This is a genomic window from Streptomyces sp. WAC 04229 (assembly GCF_003947455.1).
Lineage (GTDB): Bacteria > Actinomycetota > Actinomycetes > Streptomycetales > Streptomycetaceae > Streptomyces.
Genome location: NZ_QHJH01000005.1, coordinates 1 through 22,684 on the forward strand (window position 1 = coordinate 1; position 22,684 = coordinate 22,684).

General features: G+C 74.6%; 22 protein-coding genes. 16 read left to right on the forward strand and 6 right to left on the reverse strand.

All coding sequences use genetic code 11. The features are described 5' to 3' along the window. Positions 1-106 precede the first annotated feature (106 nt). Positions 107-1,270, reverse strand: a complete 1,164-nt coding sequence (locus DMH12_RS02220) for an ATP-grasp domain-containing protein (RefSeq protein WP_125489818.1) — start codon at positions 1,268-1,270, stop codon at positions 107-109. Positions 1,271-1,521: 251 nt separating this feature from the next. Here DMH12_RS02220 and DMH12_RS02225 point away from each other — a divergent pair, with 251 nt between their 5' ends. Both DMH12_RS02225 and DMH12_RS02230 read left to right on the forward strand, forming a co-directional pair. Then, a complete protein-coding gene (locus tag DMH12_RS02225) occupies positions 1,522-2,391 on the forward strand; it encodes a metallophosphoesterase (protein ID WP_125489819.1) in 870 nt (289 codons plus the stop codon). 8 nt (positions 2,392-2,399) lie between these two features. Then, positions 2,400-3,080, forward strand: coding sequence for a 4'-phosphopantetheinyl transferase (locus DMH12_RS02230; protein WP_125489899.1), 681 nt, complete (start codon positions 2,400-2,402; stop codon positions 3,078-3,080). Positions 3,081-3,087: 7 nt separating this feature from the next. Here the strand turns inward: DMH12_RS02230 and DMH12_RS02235 are convergent, their stop codons facing one another. The 3 genes from DMH12_RS02235 to DMH12_RS02245 form a co-directional block, all read right to left on the reverse strand. Then, positions 3,088-3,327, reverse strand: coding sequence for a hypothetical protein (locus DMH12_RS02235; RefSeq protein ID WP_125489820.1), 240 nt, complete (start codon positions 3,325-3,327; stop codon positions 3,088-3,090). Between the two features lie 138 nt (positions 3,328-3,465). Beyond that, complete coding sequence (locus tag DMH12_RS02240; RefSeq protein WP_125489900.1) at positions 3,466-4,005, reverse strand: toxin-antitoxin system, toxin component; 540 nt, start codon at positions 4,003-4,005, stop codon at positions 3,466-3,468. A gap of 32 nt (positions 4,006-4,037) precedes the next feature. After that, positions 4,038-4,694, reverse strand: coding sequence for a helix-turn-helix transcriptional regulator (locus DMH12_RS02245; RefSeq protein WP_125489821.1), 657 nt, complete (start codon positions 4,692-4,694; stop codon positions 4,038-4,040). Positions 4,695-4,925: 231 nt separating this feature from the next. On the opposite strand from DMH12_RS02245, the gene DMH12_RS02250 reads away from it, so the two are divergent. The 7 genes from DMH12_RS02250 to DMH12_RS02280 all read left to right on the forward strand — a co-directional run bounded on the left by DMH12_RS02250 (position 4,926) and on the right by DMH12_RS02280 (position 11,222). Further along, positions 4,926-5,588, forward strand: coding sequence for a hypothetical protein (locus tag DMH12_RS02250; protein WP_185832105.1), 663 nt, complete (start codon positions 4,926-4,928; stop codon positions 5,586-5,588). Between the two features lie 62 nt (positions 5,589-5,650). Next, complete coding sequence (locus DMH12_RS02255; RefSeq protein WP_125489823.1) at positions 5,651-6,802, forward strand: FAD-binding oxidoreductase; 1,152 nt, start codon at positions 5,651-5,653, stop codon at positions 6,800-6,802. Continuing rightward, on the forward strand, positions 6,799-7,098 hold the full coding sequence (locus DMH12_RS02260) for a (2Fe-2S)-binding protein (protein WP_125489824.1): 300 nt from the start codon (positions 6,799-6,801) through the stop codon (positions 7,096-7,098). The genes DMH12_RS02255 and DMH12_RS02260 overlap by 4 nt, the downstream gene beginning before the upstream one ends. Further along, a complete protein-coding gene (locus DMH12_RS02265) occupies positions 7,088-8,638 on the forward strand; it encodes an FAD-dependent oxidoreductase (protein ID WP_125489825.1) in 1,551 nt (516 codons plus the stop codon). The genes DMH12_RS02260 and DMH12_RS02265 overlap by 11 nt, the downstream gene beginning before the upstream one ends. Next, entirely contained in the window at positions 8,635-9,525 is an 891-nt protein-coding gene (locus DMH12_RS02270; RefSeq protein ID WP_125489826.1) for a dihydrodipicolinate synthase family protein, read from the forward strand. The genes DMH12_RS02265 and DMH12_RS02270 overlap by 4 nt, the downstream gene beginning before the upstream one ends. Before the next feature lie 24 nt (positions 9,526-9,549). Continuing rightward, entirely contained in the window at positions 9,550-10,551 is a 1,002-nt protein-coding gene (locus DMH12_RS02275) for a proline racemase family protein (RefSeq protein WP_125489827.1), read from the forward strand. Further along, the gene (locus tag DMH12_RS02280; protein ID WP_125489828.1) at positions 10,548-11,222 is read left to right on the forward strand and encodes a GntR family transcriptional regulator; all 675 of its coding nucleotides are present in this window, start codon (positions 10,548-10,550) and stop codon (positions 11,220-11,222) included. The genes DMH12_RS02275 and DMH12_RS02280 overlap by 4 nt, the downstream gene beginning before the upstream one ends. 289 nt (positions 11,223-11,511) lie before the next feature. Here DMH12_RS02280 and DMH12_RS02290 read toward each other — a convergent pair whose 3' ends face one another. Then, entirely contained in the window at positions 11,512-12,234 is a 723-nt protein-coding gene (locus DMH12_RS02290; protein WP_125489829.1) for an IMP cyclohydrolase, read from the reverse strand. Here DMH12_RS02290 and DMH12_RS40420 point away from each other — a divergent pair. From DMH12_RS40420 to DMH12_RS02320, 6 genes are all read left to right on the forward strand, one after another. Beyond that, complete coding sequence (locus DMH12_RS40420; protein WP_125489830.1) at positions 12,175-12,831, forward strand: autoinducer binding domain-containing protein; 657 nt, start codon at positions 12,175-12,177, stop codon at positions 12,829-12,831. The genes DMH12_RS02290 and DMH12_RS40420 overlap by 60 nt on opposite strands. Positions 12,832-12,942: 111 nt before the next feature. Beyond that, complete coding sequence (locus tag DMH12_RS02300) at positions 12,943-13,368, forward strand: SRPBCC family protein (protein ID WP_125489831.1); 426 nt, start codon at positions 12,943-12,945, stop codon at positions 13,366-13,368. A gap of 556 nt (positions 13,369-13,924) precedes the next feature. Beyond that, positions 13,925-16,534, forward strand: a complete 2,610-nt coding sequence (lanKC, locus tag DMH12_RS02305; protein ID WP_125489832.1) for a class III lanthionine synthetase LanKC — start codon at positions 13,925-13,927, stop codon at positions 16,532-16,534. A 35-nt stretch (positions 16,535-16,569) separates the two neighbouring features. Next, positions 16,570-16,701 carry a SapB/AmfS family lanthipeptide gene (locus DMH12_RS02310; RefSeq protein ID WP_122620605.1) on the forward strand — a complete coding sequence of 44 codons (132 nt, stop codon included), beginning with the start codon at positions 16,570-16,572 and terminating at the stop codon, positions 16,699-16,701. A 167-nt stretch (positions 16,702-16,868) separates the two neighbouring features. Further along, positions 16,869-18,749, forward strand: a complete 1,881-nt coding sequence (locus DMH12_RS02315; RefSeq protein WP_125489833.1) for an ABC transporter ATP-binding protein — start codon at positions 16,869-16,871, stop codon at positions 18,747-18,749. Then, positions 18,746-20,560 carry an ABC transporter ATP-binding protein gene (locus tag DMH12_RS02320; RefSeq protein ID WP_125489834.1) on the forward strand — a complete coding sequence of 605 codons (1,815 nt, stop codon included), beginning with the start codon at positions 18,746-18,748 and terminating at the stop codon, positions 20,558-20,560. The genes DMH12_RS02315 and DMH12_RS02320 overlap by 4 nt, the downstream gene beginning before the upstream one ends. A 46-nt stretch (positions 20,561-20,606) precedes the next feature. Here DMH12_RS02320 and DMH12_RS02325 read toward each other — a convergent pair whose 3' ends face one another. Beyond that, entirely contained in the window at positions 20,607-21,212 is a 606-nt protein-coding gene (locus DMH12_RS02325; protein WP_161327761.1) for a response regulator transcription factor, read from the reverse strand. A gap of 561 nt (positions 21,213-21,773) precedes the next feature. Here DMH12_RS02325 and DMH12_RS02330 point away from each other — a divergent pair. Further along, the gene (locus tag DMH12_RS02330; RefSeq protein ID WP_125489836.1) at positions 21,774-22,655 is read left to right on the forward strand and encodes a DUF4132 domain-containing protein; all 882 of its coding nucleotides are present in this window, start codon (positions 21,774-21,776) and stop codon (positions 22,653-22,655) included. Positions 22,656-22,684 lie beyond the last annotated feature (29 nt).

Here is a 22,684-nt window from a genome sequence, read left to right on the forward strand (position 1 = left end):
GGAGATCCCCCCGCCGCCACCCGCGCCGCCGGGACGAGCGCCGGCACCCCGGGCGTGCGGTACGACGGCCGAGACGGCAGCGGTCACCTTCCCGGAGGCAGGCCGCCTACGCCGGAGCCCCCGCGGCCGGGTCCGGTGCGGAGACGTCCAGCGGGCGGGCGGACCGCGCCGCGAGCGGGGCCGGGGCCACCGGGGCGGGCGCCTGGACCGGCCCGGCGGCGAGGTCCGTGCGCTGCGGGGGCAGCGACACCGGCCGCAGGGGACGCGGGCCGGACACCACCGAGTAGTCCTGGCCCAGGAACGGCGGCTCCAGTTGGCCCGGGTCGTCGCCAAGGGCCAGCCGGACGGCAGCCCACGGCGCGTTGACCCCGCACAGCGCCAGCTGGTGCAGCCCGCCGGCCGGCCGGGTGTTGACGTCCATCAGGACCGGCCGGTCCCCGTACATCCGGAACTGCACGTTGGACAGGTGGTGCAGCCCGAAGGCCTCCGCGATCCGCCGGGCCGGCGCCAGCCACTGCTCGTGCAGCGTGAACCCGCGGCGGCGGCCGTTCTTGGTCCGGCCGACCGCGAGCCGCACCCGGTTGTCGGGTCCGGTGAGGCAGTCCACCGACACCTCCGGCTGTTCGAGCCGCGGCATCACCAGCCAGTCGACCGGCTCCTCGGCCGCCCGCAGCGCCTCGACGACCAGCGGCAGCGGAACGGACGGGCTCGGAAACCCGTTCAGGTGCGCGAGGGAGAAGGAGTCCCGGGTGACCATCCGGAAGCCCACGCCGCCCGCGCCGGAGGCCGGCTTGAAGCACGCCCGGTGACCGTGCGCCTCCAGCTCCTCCACCGCGAGGACGAGTTCGTCGGCCGTGCGGACCCGCCACCACGGCGGCACCGGCACGCCGATCGCGCGCACCGCCTCGTAGGCGATCACCTTGTCCTGGAAGACCGCCACCGCTTCCGGGGGCGGCGCGAGCAGCGCCGTACCGGACGCCTCGAACTCGGCGCGGTGGGCCACGACCGCGGACTGGTGCAGCCGGGGCACGAACACGTCGATGCCGCGTCGCGCGCACTGGTCCAGGGCGTACTCGACGTATCCGGCCGGGGACAGACCCTCCGGCTCCAGCTCGGCGGTGTCCGCGGCGGCCAGCACCGGGGAGTCCGGGTCGCCGTGCGTGGCATGGATCTCGACGGCCCGGTCGGCGGGATTTCTGCGCAGCTGATCCATGAAGAAGACGTTCTCCGCGTACGTACGGTTGAGCCAGACGCGTACGGGAGAAACCATGCAAGCCGCCTTTCGGGGTTCGCGGGCAGGGCGAAGCGGGCCGTGCCCGGCCAGGGGGTTGGAGGGACACCAGGGCCGCTCTGCGCGAAGGGAGAGTCGTGGCGGTGGTGTTGGGGCGATCATAGGGGTACCCGCGCCCCCGAGCGCAACGAGCGTCACACCGATGCTCCGGGCCGGGGCGGGCCGCTCTTGTGACGGGGTGGGGGATGTGATCTCGTGGCGTGGAAGCGAGCACGCCGAAGGGGTGGGGGATGACGTCGACGTCCGGTGGCCGGGAGCAGCTGTGGGCCGTCAGCGACCTGCACGTCGGATACGCGGAGAACCGGGCGCTGGTCGAGAAGATGCGGCCCGGCTCCGACGACGACTGGCTCCTGGTCGCGGGCGACGTCGCCGAGACCGTCGCCGACATCCGCTGGGCCCTCGGCACCCTCGCGGACCGCTTCCGCCGGGTCGTCTGGGCCCCCGGCAACCACGAACTGTGGACGCATCCCGAGGACCCGGTCACCCTGCGCGGCGTCGCGCGCTACGAGCACCTGGTCGAGGTCTGCCGTGAGCTGGGCGTGACCACACCCGAAGACCCCTACCCGGTGTGGGAGGGGGCGGGCGGTCCGGCGGTCGTCGCACCGCTGTTCCTGCTCTACGACTACTCGTTCCTGCCCGACGGGTGCGCCACCATGGACGAGGGGCTGGCGTACGCGCACGGCACCGGCGTGGTCTGCAACGACGAGTTCCTGCTGCACCCCGACCCGTACCCGAGCCGCGGGGCCTGGTGCCGGGCGCGGGTCGCGGACACCGAGCGCAGACTGGCCGCGCTCCCTGCGGAACTGCCGACGGTCCTCGTCAACCACTACCCCTTGGACCGTCACCCCACCGAGGTCCTGTGGTACCCCGAGTTCGCCATGTGGTGCGGCACCGACCGGACCGCCGACTGGCACCGCAGGTTCCGGGTCGCCACGATGGTCTACGGGCACCTGCACATCCCGCGGACCACCTGGCACGAGGGTGTCCGCTTCGAGGAGGTCTCGGTGGGCTATCCGCGCGAGTGGCGCGGGCGGCCCGGTCCGCCGGGACAACTGCGCCGCATCCTGCCGTCGCCGGCGTCCGAGGAGGTCTCCCCTTGACCGCTCCCCTGCTCGAGGAACTGCTGCCCGACACGGTCGTGGCCGTGGAGGCGCGCGGCCTCGACGACACCGGGCACCTCCCGCTCCTCCCGGAGGAGGAGCCGCTGATCGCACGGGCGGTCGCGAAGCGGCGGCGTGAGTACACCGTGGTCCGGTCCTGCGCGCGCCGGGCCATGGAGAAGCTCGGCGTGCCCCCGCAGCCCGTGCTGACCGGGGAACGCGGTGCGCCGCGCTGGCCGGACGGGCTGACCGGGAGCATGACCCACTGCGACGGCTACTGCGCCGCCGCCCTGGTCCGCCTCACCGACCTGGCCTCCCTCGGCATCGACGCCGAACCCGACGGGCCCCTCCCGGAGGGCGTCCTGGAGGGCGTGGCGCTGCCCGCCGAGAAGGAGCGGCTGCGGCTGCTGGCCGAGCGACGGCCCGGCATCCACTGGGACCGGCTGCTGTTCAGCGCCAAGGAGTCCGTCTACAAGGCGTGGTTCCCCCTCACCGGGCTGTGGCTGGACTTCGCGGAGGCGGACATCGAGTTGGCGGTGGACCCGGTCGATCCGCGCCGCGGCACCCTGCGCGCCGCCCTCCTCGTGCCCGGCCCGACCGTGGGCGGGCGGCGCGTGACCCACTTCGACGGCCGCTGGAACGCCCGTGACGGCCTGGTCGCCTCGGCGGTCACGGTGCCGCACGCCTGAGGGGGCGTCAGGGGCGGGGGTACCGGCTTCTCAGCAGCCGGAAGAACTCCTCCTCGTTCCCCGTGAGGCCCGCCGCCTGAAGGGCCCGGTCCGCCTCGGCGAGTACCGAGGGCGGGACGATCGGCGGGCGGGCGGCGCCGGGCGGCCCCGACGCGGTGTCGAAGCCGGCCCGCACCGTGTGCAGCAGGCGCAGATAGGCCTGCACGGCGGCGCGCTCGTGGTCGGTCAGTACGGTGGCGGTGGTCATCGCCCGGCTCTCCCCACAACGACGTCGGCGGTCACGTGCCCCCGCACGGCGGTGGCACCCTTCCAGCTTGCCGTCCACCACTGACAATCCCGCCGGACCGCGCCCGGCGCACCGGCCGCAACCGCCCGCCGGGGGCCGTCAGCCCAGGTAGCCGAGCGACGCGCCGATCCGCCCCGCCAGATGGTCCCGCTGCACCGGACCGCGCAGGGCCGAACCCGCGAGCCACGTGCGGCACTTGCTGGCCAGCAGCAGACCGAAGGCCTCCGCCTCCTTCTCCTCGGCGAGGTCGAAGTGGGAGCGGGCGGCGACCGCGCGCACGGTGGCCCGCAGCGCCTCCTCGTCCCGGTCCGCGCCGTCCCCGCCCAGCAGCCGGGCCGCCACCGTGGCGCCCTCGACGTGGTGGCCGCCGTGCCCGGCCTTCATGTGCCACAACTCGTGCCCGAGGATCACCAACTGGTGTTCCGGCGCGGTGCGTTCCTCGACGACGACCAGGTCCCGGTCGGCCATGTCGAGCCACAGTCCGCTGGCGGTCCCGGGGGGAAAGGCGGCCATGCGGAAGACCACGGGACGGCCCCGCCGCCGGCTCATCGCCTCGCACAGTGCCGCGTACAGCTCGGTGGGCCGCGCCGGTGCGGTCAGGGACAGCTCCTCGACCAGCTCGCCGCACAGGCGGCGCATGTCCTTGCCGATGCCCACGGTTCTCCCCACGCTCACGACTCGGGCCGCTTGACGCTCTCCAGGAGCATGTCCAGCCACTCGGCGACCTTGTCGCGGTGCTGGTCGGTGGGCAGTTGGGCGGCGCGCCAGGCGATGCCGCGCACCCCGTGGTCCTGCAGCAGCCGCTCCAGCGGGTCGTCGGCCACGGCCGCCGCCCTCCGCTCCCGGTCGGCGAGCTGCTGGAGCAACTCCTGCTCGGTGTGCTGGAGGGCGCCCACGAGCGCCTCGGGGTCCTCGGCCGTGAGGAATCCGGCGTGCACCCGGAAGAAGCGCTGCAGCGCGTCGCAGTGCTCCATGGTCGGCCGCCGGTCGCCGTTGATGAGCGCGCCCGCCTGCTGCCGGGACATGCCGGCGCCGTCGGCGATCTCCTGCTGGGTGTACTTGCGGCCGTTGGGCTTCAGCCGGGTGCGGCGCAGCAGGTCGAGCCGTTGCAGGAAACGCGTCTGCACGTCGGGCTCACCCGCGGGCCGCCCGCCGAGCAGGGCGCCGACCACGGGCTCGGGGACACCGGAGGCCGCGGACAGCCGTCCGACGTCGAAGACCTCGGCGTGCGGCACACCGAGCCGGTCCGCGAGCGCAGCGACCCGGGCGACTACGGCGGCCGGCGCGGTGGCCGGCATGGCGCCCGGATCCTCGAAGCCACCCGTCACCGACAGCTCCCCTATGTCTCTCACAGGCCTCACAGGCTTCTCACAAGCGGTTGCCGTGAACTCCCGGAGAGTAGCCTGCCGCTCGAACTCACATCCAGGTCTCGCCACAACTGTGGCCTATTTCAGCCGTCAACAGGCACGAAATGCCACGATAGTTGACACGCCTCGCGTCGGGGCACCAGGATCGGGACGCCGCGAGAAGGCCGCATAGGCAAGAGGGGTGACCTCCCGATGGCATTTCAGGCAGGAGGGCAGCGGCCGGCGCCGCCGCCCGGCCCCGCGACCCCCGAGACCCAGGCGTATCTGCAGGACTACACCGCCCTCCTGGACGCCGTGCCCTTCCCTTCTCTCGTCGTCGACCACCGCTGGGACGTGGTCCTGGCCAACGGCGCCTTCCGGACACTCTTCCGGGGCGCAGGACCGCACCCGACGGCCATGCCGGACGACAACTTCCTGCGCTTCGTGCTGTTCCACCCGGACGCAGCCGAGGTGCTCGGTGAGCACGAGTCGAGCTGGTGCCTGCCCATGCTGGCGCACTTCGCCGCCACCCTGGAGCGGTACGGCCACGACCCGGGGCTCCAGGCGGTGCGCCGCGACATCGCCCAGGACCCGATCATGGAAGCCGCCTACCGCCAGGGCCTGCCCCACTGGATCCGTGCCGTCGGCGCCCGGGCCGTCGAACACGACGGTGCCGTACGGCCGCTGCGCCACCCCGACCCGCGCCGCGGCACCACCGAGTGCCGGGTCGTGGTCGAAACGCCCCCCGCGCTGGAGGAGTTGGGGTACACCCGGCTGACGCTCGTCCTGCGCGAGCCGCGCCGCACCCCGCACCGCCCGCAGCGCGCCCGCCGCGCCGCCGCCTCCCACCTGAGGGTCGTCCCCGCAGGCGAGTGAACGGCGGTACGGCCGCCCGCGGCACTGTTCCCAGCCACTGTGGTATGTGACATAGTACTGGCGTGACGGAGTCGCTGACCTGCGATGTCGTAGTGGTCGGAGCCGGGATGGTGGGCGCGGCCTGTGCCTTCTACGCCGCCCGCGAGGGGCTCGACGTAATCGTGGTGGACCGTGGCCACGTGGCCGGAGGCACCACCGGAGCGGGGGAGGGCAACCTCCTCGTCTCCGACAAGGAGCCCGGCCCCGAGCTGGACCTCGCCCTGCTCTCCGCCCGCCTGTGGACCGCGCTCGCCGGGGAACTGGGCCGCGAGGTCGAGTACGAGCAAAAGGGCGGAGTCGTCGTCGCCACCACCCCCGAGGCGCTGACCGGCCTGGAGACGTTCGCCGCGGGACAGCGGGCGGCCGGGGTGGAGGCGGTGTCCGTGCCCGCCGACCGGCTGCCCGACCTCGAACCCCACCTCGCCCCCGGCCTGGCGGGCGCCGTGCACTATCCGCAGGACGCCCAGGTCATGCCCGCCCTGGCCGCCGCCCACCTGCTGCGGGCGTCCGGCGCCCGGCTGCACACCGGACGCACGGTGACCGGCTTCCTGCGCGCCCCGGACGGCGCGGTGCGCGGGGTGCGCACCGACAGGGGCGCCCTCCACGCCCCGGCGGTCGTGAACGCGGCCGGGCCGTGGGGCGGCGAAGTGGCCGCGCTGGCGGGCGTACGGCTGCCGGTCCTGCCCCGGCGCGGCTACGTCCTCGTCACCGAACCGCTGCCGCCCCGGGTGCGGCACAAGGTGTACGCGGCGGACTACGTCGCCGACGTGGCCAGCGACTCGGCGGCCCTGCAGACCTCACCGGTGGTCGAGGGCACCGCCGCCGGGCCGGTGCTCATCGGCGCCAGCCGGGAACGGGTCGGCTTCGACCGCTCCGTGTCCCTCCCGGCACTGCGGGCCCTGGCCTCCGGCGCGACCCGGCTCTTCCCCTGCCTCGCACGGGTGCGGGCCCTGCGCGCGTACGCCGGCTTCCGGCCGTACCTGCCCGACCACCTGCCGGCCGTCGGCGCGGACCCCAGGGTGCCCGGCCTCTACCACGCGTGCGGGCACGAGGGCGCCGGCATCGGCCTGTCCACCGGCACCGGGCAGCTGGTCGCCGGGCTGCTGAGCGGCGCGCGGCCCGTCCTCGACCCGGCCCCGTTCCGCCCCGACCGCTTTCCCGAGGAGGTCCGGTGAATCCGCTGCGGCTGGTCCGGGCGCGGCCCGCGCCCCCCTTCACGGTCACCGTCGACGGCAGGCGGACCGAGGCGCTGCCCGGCCGGACGGTCGCCGCCGTGCTCTGGGCGGCCGGCGTCACCTCCTGGCGCACCACGCGGGGGTCGGGCCGCCCGCGCGGGGTCTTCTGCGGTATCGGGGTGTGCTTCGACTGCCTGGTCACCGTCAACGACCGCCCCAACCAGCGGGCCTGCCTGGTGCCGGTGCGGCCCGGCGACGTGATCCGCACCCAGGAGGGCACGGGCCATGCGGACTGAACTCGTGGTCGTCGGTGCGGGTCCGGCCGGGCTCGCGGCGGCGCTGGCGGCGGACGCGCGAGGGGTACGGGTCACCGTCCTGGACGGCGCGGACGGGCCGGGCGGGCAGTACTTCCGGCAGCCCGCCGCCGCACTGGACGCCCGTCGGCCCCGGGCGCTGCACCACCGGTGGCGCGCCTGGGAGCGGCTCCGGGACGCACTCGCCACCAGCGGCGTACGCGTCCTGCCGGACCATCACGTCTGGTACGTGGAGGCGAGGTCCGGTGCCTTCACCGTGCACTCCCTGCTCGGCCCCGAGCAGGAGGAGCCGGCCGCCGTGCACGCCGACGCGGTGCTGCTCGCCACCGGCGGCTACGAACACGTCCTGCCCTTCCCCGGCTGGACCCTGCCCGGCGTCGTCACGGCCGGCGGCGCCCAGGCCATGCTCAAGGGCGGTCTCGTGGTGCCCGGACGGACCGCCGTCGTCGCCGGGACCGGGCCGCTGCTGCTGCCCGTGGCCACCGGCCTCGCGGCGGCCGGGGTGCGGGTCGCGGCGCTCGTGGAGTCGGCCGACCCGCGCCACGTCGCCCGGCAGGCCCGCGCCCTGGCCGGCAAGTTCCCGGAGGCCGCCGGATACGCGGCCCGGCTGCTGCGCCACCGCGTCCGCCCCCGCACCCGGCACACCGTCGTCCGCGCCCACGGCGACGACCGCCTCGCCGGTGTCACCGTCGCCGCCCTCGACGCCGACGGACGCGTGCGGCGCGGCACCGGGAGGTACCTGCCCTGCGACACCCTGGCCGTCGGCCACGGCATGCTCCCGCACACCGACCTCGCCGACGGGCTCGGCTGCCGCCCGGACGGACCGACGGTGGCCGTCGACGCCGAACAGCGCACCAGCGTCCCCGGCGTGTGGGCGGCGGGGGAGGCCACCGGTGTCGGCGGCGCCCAGCTCGCGCTCGCCGAGGGGCACATCGCCGGACGTTCGGTCGCCGCCCGGCTGCGCGGCACCGAGCCCGACCCCGCCGGATGGGCAGCGGCCGCCAGGACCCGGGACCGGCTGCGGCGGTCCGCGGACGCCCTCGCCGCCGCCTTCACGCCACCCGCCGCCTGGACCGGGCGGATCACCGACGACACCCTCGTCTGCCGCTGCGAGGAGGTCACCGCCGGTGCCGTCCGCGAGGCCGTCGACGAACTGGGCGCGGGCGACGTCCGCACCGTGAAGCTGCTGACCCGGGCCGGGATGGGCTGGTGCCAGGGCCGGATGTGCGGCGCCGCCGTCGCGGGCATCGCGGGATGCGAACCGGCGCCCTCCCGGCGCGTCTTCGCCCGCCCCGTACCGCTGGGCGTCCTCGCCCGCCCGGAACCCGACCCGCGAGAAGAGAACCCCGACCCGCGGGCAGAGAGTCCTGACCCGCGAGCAGAGAGTCCTGAACCGCGAGCAGCGGGCCCCGACCCGCGAGCAGCGGGCCCCGACCCGCGAGCAGAGAGTCCTGAACCGCGAGCAGCGAGCCCCGAACCACGTGAAGAAGCCCCCCGACGGCCCGAGAGAGGACCCTCATGACCGACCACCGTCCCTGGCGCGGCGTCCTCGTCGCCACCGCGCTCCCGCTCCACGACGACCTCTCCGTCGACCACGACGCCTACGCCGAGCACTGCGCCTGGCTCGTGGCCAACGGCTGCGACGGCGTGGTCCCCAACGGCTCCCTCGGCGAGTACCAGGTGCTCACCCCCGAGGAGCGTGCCCGGGTCGTCGAGACCGCCGTCGCAGCGGTCGGCGGACAGCGCGTCATGCCGGGCGTCGCCGCCTACGGGTCCGCCGAGGCCCGCCGCTGGGCCGAGCAGGCGGGCGAGGCGGGCTGCGGGGCGGTGATGCTGCTGCCGCCCAACGCCTACCGGGCCGACGAGCGTTCCGTCCTCGCGCACTACGCCGAGGTCGCCCGGACCGGGCTGCCGGTGGTCGCCTACAACAACCCCATCGACACCAAGGTCGACCTGGTGCCCGAGCTGCTGGCCCGACTGCACGGCGAGGGTCACGTCCAAGCGGTGAAGGAGTTCTCCGGCGACGTCCGCCGGGCCTACCGCATCGCCGAACTCGCCCCCGACCTGGACCTGCTGGTCGGCGCCGACGACGTCCTGCTGGAGCTGGCGATCGCCGGGGCGAAGGGCTGGATCGCCGGATACCCCAACGCGCTGCCCGCCGCCTGCGTCGAGCTGTACCGCGCGGCCGTCGCCGGCGACCTGGCCACGGCCGAGCCGCTCTACCGGCAGCTGCACCCCCTGCTGCGCTGGGACTCGAAGGTCGAGTTCGTCCAGGCCATCAAGGCCTCCATGGACCTCGCCGGACGCCGCGGCGGTCCCTGCCGCCCACCCCGCGTGCCGCTGCTGCCCGCGCAGGAGGCCGCAGTCCGCGCCGCCACCGAGAAGGCACTCGCGGCCGGACTGGCGTAGCGGAAGCGCGAGGAGGGGAGCACCATGCGCAGCAAGCTCGTCCTGCACGCCGTCGACTCGCACACCGAGGGCATGCCCACCCGGGTGATCACCGGCGGCATCGGCACCATCCCGGGCGCGACCATGAACGAACGGCGGCTGTACTTCCGCGAACACCGGGACGACGTCAAGCGGTTGCTGATGAACGAGCCGCGCGGGCACGCCGCCATGAGCGGTGCGATCCTCCAGCCGCCCACCCGGAGCGACTGCGACTGGGGCGTCGTCTACATCGAGGTCTCCGGCTACCTCGCCATGTGCGGCCACGGCACCATCGGTGTGGCGACCGTCCTGGTGGAGACCGGCATGGTCGAGGTCGTCGAACCCGTCACCGCCATCCGCCTCGACACCCCCGCCGGGGTAGTCGTCGCCGAGGTCGCGGTGGAGGGCGGCGCCGCCAGGGCCGTGACCCTGCGGAACGTACCGTCCTTCGCCGTCGGCCTCGACCGAGAGGCGACCCTGCCCGACGGCCGGACGGTGACGTACGACCTCGCCTACGGCGGGAACTTCTACGCGATCCTGCCGCTGGAGCGGCTCGGGCTGCCCTTCGACCGGTCCCGCAAGGACGACATCCTCGCCGCCGGTCTGTCCCTGATGGCCGCGATCAACGCCGAGGGCGAACCGGTACACCCCGAAGACCCGTCCATCCACGGCTGCCACCATGTCCAGGTGACCGCACCCGACTCCACCGCCCGCCACTCCCGGCACGCCATGGTGATCCACCCCGGCTGGTTCGACCGCTCGCCCTGCGGCACCGGCACCAGCGCCCGCATGGCACAGCTGCACGCCCGGGGCGAACTCCCGCCGCACACCGAGTTCGTGAACGAGTCCTTCATCGGCACCCGGTTCACCGGCCGGCTGCTCGGCACCACCGAGGTCGCCGGGCACCCGGCCGTCCTGCCCAGCTTCACCGGCCGCGCCTGGATCACCGGAACCGCCCAGTACCTGCTGGACCCCGAGGACCCCTTCCCGGCGGGGTTCGTACTGTGAGCGCCTCCGGTCCCGCGCTGCCGGTCCTCGGCGGCCGCAAGCCCAGCCACCGCGAGCGGGTCGTCGAGGCGCTGCGCGCCGCCCTGATCGCGGGCGAACTGCGCCCCGGCGAGGTCTACTCGGCGCCCGGCCTCGCCGCCCGCTTCGGTGTCTCCGCCACCCCCGTCCGCGAGGCGATGCTCGACCTGGTCAGGGAGGGCCTGGTCGACACCGTGCCCAACAAGGGGTTCCGGGTCACCGCCGTCTCCGAACGGCAGCTCGACGAGTACACCCACGTCCGCTCGCTGATCGAGATCCCCACCACGACCGGGCTCGCCACCACCGCCGACACCGTCGCCCTCCAGGCGCTGCGCCCCGTCGCCGAGGAGATCGTCACCTCCGCGCTGGCCGGCGACCTCATCGCGTACGTCGACGCCGACCTCCGCTTCCACCTGGGCCTGCTGGAACTCGCGGGCAACGCCCACCTGGTGGAGGTCGTACGGGACCTGCGCCGCCGCTCCCGGCTCTACGGGCTGACGGCTCTGGCGGAACAGGGGCGGCTCCAGGCGTCTGCGGAGGAGCACCTGGAGATCCTCGACGCGCTGCTCGCCCGCGACGAGGAGGCCGTGCGAGCAGTGATGACACGGCACCTGGGACACGTACGAGGGCTGTGGGCGGCCCCGGGTCGGTGAGACGGCGGCGCGTCGGTCCCACGGGAGAGAGCGCCCCCCCGTTTCGCCGCCTGGATCCGCTCGTACACCCGAGTGCGCAGCTCGGCGAAGCGGGGGGCACCCGGGTGTGCGCCTGGTCGCGCTCGGCCGGCAGGTCGACCTCGCTCGCGGCCATGCCTTCGGTGGGCGCGTCTCAAGCGCGTGATGCGGAAGACCAGATGACCGTCATCCGCCACCACAAGCGCCCTCGTCGATTGGCGGCGGGCAGGTCACGCCAGGCGAACGGTGCTCCCCGGCGGCCCGACCGATGTCAGCTCTGGGCCGGCGCTGCCTGTCGAACGTCTGCCTCCGCGAGACCGCCGGGCGAGAAGACCGCGGCAGCGATCCGAAGCCGAGGCGGCAGAGAGGCCCACAGCTCGTCGAGAAGACCGCGGCGGTTTCCGGCGGCGACGCGGACCTCGGTGAACGGGTCCCCGGTCGCGATCTCGTGCCCGTCCGAGCGATACGTAGTCATGAGCACCCCCTCACCGGGCTTCAGGTGACTGACCTCCAAAGTCAACCGGTTCGTGGCCGTGCGCCCCCCGCTGCTGTGTCGCGCGGCGCCGAACCAGGCTCGCCCGCCGACCTGGCCGTCAGCGACGACGGTCAGCCGGGGAGTAAAGATCGGCGGGTCCGGTTCGTAGTCCAAGCCGTCCAGGGCCTGGGCAGGAAGCCCCCCGGAGTCGAGCCGGTCGGCGACGGTGGCGACTTGTTCGCCATTGCCGAAGACCAGCCACTGACCGCTCTGGCGGGCGGCGACGTAGTGACGCAGATGATCGTGTGCGCTCGATTCCGACGGGGCGACGAGCAGCGTTCCCTCCGGAGTGCGGTGCAGAGCGCGGGCCTTGGAGGCCGGGCTTCGTCCCGTGAGGAAGTACCCGCCAAGCGAGTCCCCGTCGCCGGTTCGGCACCACAGCACCCCGCGTCCGGGGTAGTGGTTGTCCGCCAGTGCGTTCTTCAACCCGTTCACCGAGCAGCACTCCTTCGCGTTCATGGCGTCCCCGCATCGCGCGAAGCCGTCGACGACATCCAGACGACATCCAAGCGAATCGTGAGGCGAGGCCGTTCGCGGGGGCTGCCATCGGGCCTGTCACAGCCACTCGTTGGTCGCCGGGGCCAGCACGGTTGCCTCGTGGCGGCCGGAGAAGAAGGCGCCCCGGAAGTCTCCGCGCGCCACATGAGCCCTCCGGGACATGGTCTGCGGTCAGGTGCAGGCGTGCTGGTAGGGGGCCTCGCGCGCGTTGGGTCCGTCACCTCGCGACTGACCCCGTCCGGGGCGCATGCGACCGCAGGCGCTCGTGCTGTCGCCGTGCGGCGGATACAGGACGTGCGCGGCTCCATGCCCGGCCTTGTCCAGACCGTCGGCCGCGCGCTGCGGATGCGCCCGGCGAGCGCAAGGTCGCCTCCCTCGCGGTGCCCGTTCTGCCCGGCCCGGCGAGACGGCCGACACCGTGCTCACTCCGCGCGCGTTGGCCGGCGTCCGCTGCCTCCCCGCACTGGCGGAGTACGGCCTCGCGGCATGTGCGACCGCCTCGACGTGTACACGAGGGCCCACGCCGCCGCGCGGCTCGAGGACCCTGTGGGCCGGTAGCCGTTCCGGTCGTCGCCGTGTGCGTCCACCCCTTACGGGTAACAGGGACCCATCCGTGTACCGCCTGCGGTAGACCGAAGCCCAGGCCCGAGCGAGCGAGGAGGGTACCGCGTGTCCGCTTCCCTGGTGGAGACAGTCGACATCAATGCGCCCGTGTCCGTGACCTGGTCCCTGTGGAGCGACGTGACGAGGTGGCCGTCGTTCCTGAGCCACGTCCGCCTGGTTCAGCCCTTGGACGAGCGCCGCTTCGCCTGGCAGCTCGCCCTGCCCGGCGCGGACAGGAACTTCGTCGCCGAGCTCACCGAGGTGGTGGAGGAGAACCGGATCGCCTGGCGGACCACGGAGGGGGTGGACCACGCGGGCGTCGTCACCTTCCACCGGCTCAGCGACACGACGAGCAGGGTCACCCTCCAGATCGAGTACGACCCCAAGGGGTTCATCGAGCACCTGGGCGCGCTGACGAACCTGGACTCCACGCTCGCCAACTACGACCTGGGCGAGTTCCAGAAGCTCGCGGAGACCGCGGCGGCAACCTGAGAACCGGAGACTTTCGAACCGCGCCGGACGGGGCGGCCGAGGCCGGTCGTGGAGGAGGGCCCCGCGCCGTCACCGCGCGCCTGGATCAGGTCGGCTGCGATAAGGACGGTTCAGGAAGGAGCCGTCCCGGCAGGACTCGATGAACGCCTCATCGATCTCCGTGACCGGTGAGAACTCGGGGCACTGGATGCCTGCCGGGAGCCCGGGGACGCTCCCGACCGCGGTCGTGCTCGTCGGCGAGTCACCGACGAGGATCGCACGTCAGCGGATACGGGTGGGGCGTGCGTGTTGTCCGGAGAGGCGGTCGCGCCGTACGGCGTCGAGGGCGGTGTTCCCCGGCCTCGGCGCCATGCCCAGCCGACGCCCAGCTCCCGCAGGCGACGTGCCTCCACCCCGGCACGGATCCTTCCGTCCGGCGGAAACCTTCCGCCCGGCCGCCGGTCCCGCGAAGTTACCCGTGCGTTCCGCACGTCGGAGTCATGACAGCGGTAACTGTCCGGAGCGGTACGCCGCGTGACAGCGTCATCCCCGTCAGCGACCGGCGGAGGGAGAAGGCGTGAACAAGGGCTATGCCGTCTACTGCGACGCGGATCCGTCGTTCTACGACGCTCCGCACCGCACGGCCCTGCGCGGCGGCACCCGGCACGCCCGGTACGCCGCCGCCCTGGCCCCCGTGCCGGCCGGGTGGCAGCGCAACGAGAGCGGGGACTGGCTCGCCCTGCGCCCGGTCGAGACCGACCTGCCCGACCAGGGGTGGAAGATCCACGTCTCCGCCTGCCTCGACAACGCCGAGTCCGTGCTGGAGCGCGTCCTGCGGCACTGCGTCGACGGCGGCACCGCCTTCAAGTTCGTGCCCAGCCGCTACCTGCTGCACCAGCGCAACGCGAAGTACGCGGACCGCGCCGGCAGCGGCAAGTTCATCACCGTGTACCCGGCGGACGAGGCGGACTTCGAACGGCTCGTGGGGGAGCTGTCCGACCTGCTGGCGGGGGAACCCGGACCGCACATCCTGAGCGACCTCCGGATCGGCGACGGCCCCGTGCACGTCCGGTACGGCGGCTTCACCCGCCGCAACTGCTACGACGCGGACGGCGAGCTGCGGCCGGCCGTCACCGGCCCCGACGGCGTCCTGGTGCCCGACCTGCGCGGCCCGGTCTTCCGGATACCGGACTGGGTCACCCCGCCCGCCTTCCTGGGCCCGCACCTCGAAGCCCGCTCCGCGGTGACCCTGGCCGAGCTGCCCTACACCATCGAGTCGGCGCTGCACTTCTCCAACGGCGGCGGTGTCTACCTCGCCCGGGACAGCCGCACCGGCGAGCAGGTCGTCCTCAAGGAGGCCCGTCCGCACGCCGGTCTCGCGGCCGACGGGGCGGACGCCGTGACCCGGCTGCACCGCGAACGCCGGGCGCTGGAGATGCTGTCGGGCCTCGGCTGCACGCCCGAGGTGCGCGACCACCTCACGATCGGGGAGCACCACTTCCTCGTCCTGGAGTACCTCGACGGCAAGCCGCTCAACACCTTCTTCGCCCGCCGCCATCCGCTCATCGAGGCCGACCCGGACGAGCGAAGACTGGCCGAGTACACCGCCTGGGCCCTGGACGTCCACGCGCGGGTGGAACGCGCCGTCCAGGACGTGCACGCCCGGGGCGTGGTCTTCAACGACCTGCACCTGTTCAACATCATGATCCGCGAGGACGACAGCATCGCCCTGCTGGACTTCGAGGCCGCCCACCCCGTCGACGAACCGGGCCGGCAGATCGTGGCCAACCCGGGGTTCGTGGCCCCCGCCGGCCGGCGGGGCGTGGCCGTGGACCGGTACGCGCTGGCGTGTCTGCGGCTCGCGCTGTTCCTCCCGCTCACCAGCCTGCTGGCGCTCGACCGGCGCAAGGCCGCCCACCTCGCCGACGTGGTGGCCGAACAGTTCCCCGTGGACCGGGCCTTCCTGGACGCGGCGGTCGACGAGATCACGGCCGGCGCCGACGGCGTCCCCGCCGTGCCACGGCCGGCCGGGCCGGTGGCGCCGGTCCGCCCGGACGACTGGCCCCGCAGCCGGGACTCGATGGCCGAGGCCGTCCGCGCCTCCGCGACGCCGTCCCGCACGGACCGCCTCTACCCCGGCGACATCGCGCAGTTCGCCACCGCCGGCGGCGGCCTCGCCTTCGGCCACGGAGCGGCGGGGGTGCTGTACGCCCTGGCCGAGAGCGGGGCGGGCCGGGACGAGGACGGGGAGCAGTGGCTGCTGGAGCGGACCAAGCAACCGCCCTCGGGCATGCCGCTCGGCTTCCACGACGGGCTCGCCGGCATCGCCTGGACCCTCGACCGCCTCGGACACCGCGACCGCGCCCTCGACCTCGCCGAACTCCTCCTCGACCAGCCCCTCGACGCCCTGGCTCCCGACCTGCACAGCGGCACCGCGGGACTGGGCCTGGCCCTGGACTCGCTCGCCGCCACCACCGGGGAGAGCGCGCTGCGCACGGTCGCCCTGCGCTGCGCCGACCTGGCGGCCGGCGGCGCGCGGACCACGGCGGAGAAGTCCGGCCGGACCCGCGCCGGGCTGCTGTACGGCGCCTCGGGACGCGCCCTGCTCTTCCTGCGGCTCCACGAACGCACCCGGGACGGCGCCCTGCTCGACCTCGCCCGTGACGCGCTGCGCCAGGACCTCGCCCGATGCGTCCGCGGCGCGGGTGGCGCGCTCCAGGTCGACGAGGGCTGGCGCACCATGCCCTACCTGGGCGCGGGCAGCGTGGGCATCGGCATGGTCCTCGACGACTACCTGGCACACCGCGAGGACGAGGAGTTCGAGCGGGCGCGAGGCGAGATCGTGGCCGCCGCACAGGCCATGTTCTACGCCCAGCCGGGCCTCTACCGCGGCGTCGCCGGAATGGTGCTGCACCTCGGCCGCACCACGGCCACGGCCCCCGGCACCGGCCCCGAGGCCGTGCGGCGCCAGCTCGACGCGCTGTCCTGGCACGCCATGTCCTACCGCGACCGGCTCGCCTTCCCCGGTGAGCAGATGATGCGGCTGTCCATGGACCTCTCCACCGGAACGGCCGGATGCCTGCTGGCCGTCGCCTCCGTCCTCGGCGACGAGCCCGTCGGGCTGCCGTTCCTGCCGCCGCTGCGCACGAGCAGCGGCCCTGAGACTCGGCCCCGCCCGGGGTCGTGAAAAAGCACACCTGTTGCCGTACGAAGGGAAGAGTCATGAACCTTTTCGACCTGCAGTCGATGGAGACCCCCAAGGACGAGGCCATGGGCGACGTCGAGACCGGAGGCAGCCGCGCCAGCCTGCTGCTCTGCGGCGACAGCAGCCTGAGCGTCACGACCTGTAACTGACGCCGGAGTTGACCGCCGCGGCGACATGGTGAGCCGTGTCGCCCGGCCCTGGCGCCCCGGGTCTCTCCCGGGGCGCCGACGCCTGTCCGCGCGCCCACGGCCGTACGGCCCCACGGGGTGCGCGATCGGCGTCCCGGCACGGTGGGACGGACGGAAGGTCTTGGCTGGTGCGAACGAGCAGGTCCCGGGCGCGGCGGGCGCCCGAGGCGCGGGACGGGACCGACGCCGCGAGTCCGGGGCGCGCGCCGGAGGTGCTGGTGCTGCTGTGCTCCGTCGCGGCTGCACTGACGGCGGTGGCCCAGCCGGTCGTCCTCGGCCGCACACTCGACTTGACGCTGCGCGCCGGCGCCGGCGACGCCGGCCCCTGGCTCGCGCTGAGCGCCGGGCTCCTCCTGGGGGAACTGCTCCTCGACAGCCTGACCGCGCTGTTCACCGGAGGCTGCAACGCCGCATGGACGGCCTCCGTCCGCTCCCGGGCCCTCACCGGTCTGCTGGGCGCCGTACCGGACCGGGTCCGGCCCTTTCCGGCGGGGGACGTCGGCACCCGCCTGACCCTCAACGCCGCCGACGCGGGCGGCGCCCCCGCGGCCCGGGCGGCACTGGCGGCCTCGCTGGTCACCCCGCTGGGCGCCCTGGTGGCGCTGGCCTTCGTCGACGTGTGGGTGGCGGCCTGCGTGTGCGCCGGGCTGCCCGCCCTGGCCCTGGTGCTGCGGACCTTCGCGCGCGACACCGGCGCCTCGGTCGCCGCCTACCAGCGCACCCAGTCCAGGATCGCGTCGGGGTTGCTGGAGGCCCTGGAGGGCACGGCGACGATCGGCGCCGCGGGGACCGCTGACCGGGAACGCGCCCGGGTGCTGGCGCCGTTGGCGGAACTCGCCGCCCAGGGAAGGGACATGTGGGCCCTGCACGGACGGGCGCTGGCCAGGAGCGGCGTCCTGGTGCCGCTGCTGGTCCTGGTCGCCACGGGGGTCGGCGGACTGCGCCTGGCCGCCGGGGACCTGAGCGTGGGGGAGCTGCTCGCCGCCGGCCGGTACGCACAGCTCACGGCCGGCGTCGGCGGCGCGGCCTCCCTGCTGGGCGCCATCGTGCGGGGCCGCGAGGCACGCAAGAGGACCCTGGAGCTGGAACGGCTGCCAGCCCTGTCCCACGGGACGGGTCACCTGCCCCCGACCGGCACCGGCGAACTCGAACTGCGCGGTGTGCGCGTGGTGCGCGACGGCAGGGAGGTGCTGCGCGCCGACCACGTGCGCGTGCCGGGCGGCACCACGGTCGCGGTGGTCGGCCGCAGCGGCGCGGGCAAGACCGTCCTGGCGGCCGTGGCCGGGCGGCTGATCGACCCCGACGAGGGCCAGGTGCTGCTGGACGGTGTCCGCCTCGACCGGCTGACGCGCGAGGCGCTGCGCACCGAGGTGGCGTTCGCCTTCGAACGCCCGGCACTGGGGGAGGGCACGGTCGCCGAAGCGGTCGCCTCCGGGGCGCGGCGGGCCTCCCCCGAGGAGGTACGGCGAGCGGCCCGGGCTGCGGGGGCCGACGGCTTCGTGCGCCGGTTGCCGGACGGCTACGACACCCCGCTGCCGGGGGCGCCGCTCTCCGGCGGGGAGCACCAGCGGCTCGGCCTGGCACGGGCGTTCGCGCAGGCCGGACGGCTCCTGGTGATGGACGACGCGACGTCCAGTCTGGACACCGCGACGGAACACGAGGTGAACCTCGCCCTGCGCCGCTCGGTGCGGCCCGGGACCAGACTCGTGATCGCGCACCGCCCCTCGGTGGCGGCCCGGGCGGATCTGGTGCTGTGGCTGGAGGAGGGGAGCGTGCGGGCCGTCGGGACGCACCACGACCTGTGGCGGACGGAGGGCTACCGGGCCGTCTTCGGCGCCGCGGGCACCGCGGCCGCGGTGCCGCGCGCGGGATCCGCCCGCCGACCCGCGTCGGAGCCAGTGCCGGAGCCCGCGTCGAATCCCGCGTCGAAGCCCGGGTCCGAACTCGCCCCCGAGCCCACCTCCGAGTCCGCCGACCCCGCCTTCGAGCCCGAGGAGGCACGGCCGTGACGTCCGCGCCCGCAGGAGACCGCCACGCGCCCGCACCGGCCGACGACGGGGCGGGGGCGCTGCGGCGCGTCGTCCCGCCGGCGCGCCGCTTCCTCGCCCGGCGCAAGGGCGTGCTGGCCCGGCTCGGGCTCTGGTCACTGGTGGAGTCGGCGCAGGCGTTCCTGGTGGGTTTCGCGGTCGCCCACGCCGTCGACGAGGGCTTTCTCGCCGCAGACACGCGCCGGGGGCTGCTGTGGCTCGCGGTCGCCCTGGTCGCCGTACTGTCCGGCGCTCCGGTCGTGCGAGGCGTGTTCGCGCAGCTCGCCGGGTTGACGGAGCCGCTGCGGGACGGTCTGGTGCGGCGCGCGGTCGACCGGTCCATGGCCCTGGCGGCCCTCGGCGGGCCCGGCGGAACGGACCGGGCGGCCGTCTCCCGGCTGACCAACCAGGTCGAGATCGCCCGGGACAGCTTCGCCGGTCTGGTCCTCACCCTGCGCTCGTTCGTCTTCACCGCCGCGGGAGCCCTGATCGGCCTGCTGTCCCTGCACCCGGCGCTGCTCGTGGTGGTCCTGCCGCCACTGGCGGTCGGCCTCGCTCTCTTCCTGGCGACCCTGCGGCCCATGGCGGCGGCCCAGCGCCGGGCCCTGGCCGCCGACGAGGCGCTCGGCGACCACGCGACCCGCTCACGTGCCGCCCTGCGGGACCTCACCGCCTGCGGGACCGGGCCCGAGACGGAGCGGCGCGGCGCGGAACTCGTCGCCGAGGCCGCCGCGACGGCCCGGGTCCTGGCCCGCTGGGCGGCGGTGCGCACGACGGCGCTCGGCGTCGCGGGCAACCTGCCCGTGCTCGCGTTGCTGGTGGCGGTGCCGTGGCTGCGCGGGCGGGGCGTGACGGCGGGCGCGCTGCTCGGCGCGTTCACCTATCTCGTGCAGTCGCTGCTGCCCGCCCTGCACACGCTGATGACCGCCCTGGGCGCGGCGGGCGCCCGGCTCCTCGTCGTCCTCGACCGGATCCTCGGCCCCGTGCCGGTGCGGGAGGCCGCACCCGCGTCCCCCGCCCGCGCACCCGCACCCGGCGGACCCCGGGCGCCCGGCGCCCGGCCGGTCCCGGCGGTGGAACTGCGGTCCGTCACCCTCGCCTACGGCGTCCGCGCGGAGCCGGTGCTCGACTCGCTCGACCTCCGCGTCGCCCGGGGCGAACACCTCGCCGTCGTCGGACCGAGCGGCATCGGCAAGTCGACCCTCACCCGCCTCGTCGCGGGAACGCTCGCGCCGAGCGCCGGCGAGGTCCGGGTGGCCGGCCAGGCGGTGACCGGACGCGCCGCCGCCGAACTCGCCGCCCTGCGCACGCTGGTCCCGCAGGAGGCGTACGTCTTCACCGGCACCGTCGGCGACAACCTCGCCTATCTCCGCCCGGACGCGGACAGGGCGGACCTCGACGCCGCCGTCCGGGAACTCGGGCTGCGGCCGCTGGTCGAGCGCCTGGGCGGGCTCGACGGTCCGGTGCGGCCCGCCGAACTGACCCATGCGGAGCGGCAACTCGTCGCGCTGGCCCGCGCGTACCTGTCGCCCGCCCCCCTGCTGCTGCTCGACGAGGCCACCTGCCACCTCGACCCGGCCGCGGAGGCCCACGCGGAGGAGGCCCTGGCCCGGCGGCCGGGCACGCTGGTGGTGGTGGCGCACCGTCTGTCGTCGGCGGTCCGGGCCGACCGGGTGCTGGTGCTGGACGGCGTGGCCGCGGTCTGCGGCACCCACGAGGAGGTGCTGGACCGGTCGCCGCTCTACCGCGACCTGACGGGCCACTGGCACGGAGAGCCGTCGCGGCGGCCGTGACCGCGGACGTCCGTGCGGGACGCGGCCGGCCAACGGCGCGGCCGCGTCACGTCCAGCCGGCGCTCTGGACGATGCGTATCGCGTCGACCCGGTTGCGGGCGCCCACCTTCCGGATGGCCGTCGCCATGTAGTTGCGGACCGTTCCCCGCGACAGGTGCAGCCGGGCGGCGATCTCGGCGATCGGCGCTCCCTGGGAGGCCAGGGACAGCACGCCCAGTTCGCGGGTGGTCAGCGGCATCTCCGCGCCCTTCAGCAGGGCCACGGTGAGGGTTTCGTCCAGGAAGCGCTCCCCCTTGGCCACGGTGTGCACCGCCGTGATCAGCCGGTGCGCCGGGGCGTTCTTGTCCACCAGCCCGAGCGCGCCCCCTTCGAACGCCCGGCGCAGCACCCCCGGCCGCTTGGCGGTCGTCAGGACGACGAGCCGGTCCCCGTACCGGCCCCGCAGGCGCTCGCCCCGGGCTTCGTCCGGTCCCTGGAGGCACTCGCCGTCCACGACGCACACGTCCGCCGGCAACGCCTCGGTGTCCGGTGCCTCGTTGTCCGGACACAGCGCCGAGACCTCCAGTGTGTCGTCGGATCTGAGCAGTTGTGCCAACGCCGACCGCAGTAGTGCCTCGTCGTGCACCACGACCGTACGGACCATCTCCCCCACCCCTTGTCTCGGCCCGTCCGGATCGGACAGCCGATAGTCACTCGTCCCCGCGCCACGAGGCCATCTGCCCTGATCCGTGCGGGTGGAACACGGAGCGTACGCACGTGCGAACGGCACCCGAGTCAATCCGCCGTTGTCGGCGCCCCGTCAGGGGCGGAACAGCGGCCTCCGTCCTGGCCAACAAGGCGGAGAACACACCCATCCGCACCGGGTCCCACTCCGTAGGGAATCCGGCCGTCCGCCCTCTTGTGCGCGTCGTCGGCCCTGTCATCCTGGCCACGGCGGCACAACGGCCCCTCGGAACCGCCCCGCCCGCGAAACCGGCCAGGGCGAACGGACGTCCGTTCGGGTGGGAGTCGGCCGGAAAACGTCGTCTCGCAATCTGGCGCGAAATCCACCGCCCCGTGCGGACGGTTCCCTTGACCGCTCGGACTGAGCGGTGCGCCCCGGGGGCTGTCGGTGGGTGCCCCTAGTCTTTCGCCAACGTCACAGCGGGGCGCGCCGATCCGGGCCGCCTAACGCGCTGTGCCGTGTTCCCGGCAGCGGAGAGGCGAAGGATCCATGGGGTGGCTGGCAGCGGGCGACGAGTACGAAGTCGCCCTGGTGGAGGGCCGGGTGGTGGCCCGGTCGACGGGGGCGCAGTCCGCGGACGGACGGGAGGGGAAGCGGGAGAGGTCCCTGCCGGAGGGGATTCGGGACCGGCCCGAGGTGCTCGAACTCCAGCGGTTCGCCGAATGGCTCGACCGGCACGCCGCCGAGTGCGCCGCCCAGGTCGACCGGTGGATGGTGTCCTCGCTGCCGGTACCGACGGGGCTGCTGGGGCGGGTCTGGCCCGACGAGGCGTGGCGGGCGGCCCTGCGGGACATCGTTGTCGTCGGCGACCACCCCGACGAGACCGGTTTCCTGCGCGAGGCGGCCGAGTCGGGCGAGCTGCGGCTGGCCGGCCTGGACGGCGCGACGGTCCGCCTGGCACCGCGCACGGTGACGATGCCCCACCCCGTCCTCCTGCCCCGGCTGGAGGAACTGCGCCGGTTCGCGGCCGAGTCGGGCGTGGTCCAGGGCGTCGAGCAGATCCACCGCCGCACCTGGCGCAGGCCCGGCGGGAGCGGTACCACGGCCCACACGGTCACCGAGTTCGCCGGCGCCGAGTACCGCTCGTGGTTCCATCTCTCCTCCCGCGCCACCTCCCTCGGCTACCAGATCTCCGGCAGCAGCGTCGTGGACCGGATCCGCGACGCCGGACGGGTCGTCACCGCCTCCGTCGGCATGAGCGACCCCTTCACCGAGGAAAAGGCCTGGACCGGCGACCTGGCCTGGAGCCTCGAAGACGGCCGACGGTTCCTCCCACTCGCCGAGATCGGCCCCGTGGCCTGGTCCGAAGGCATGCGCATGGCCGCCGCCCTGCACGCCGGCCGCACCACGCCCACGGGCGGCGCCCGGTGAACGGCACGGCGGTACGCACCTCCGAGAAA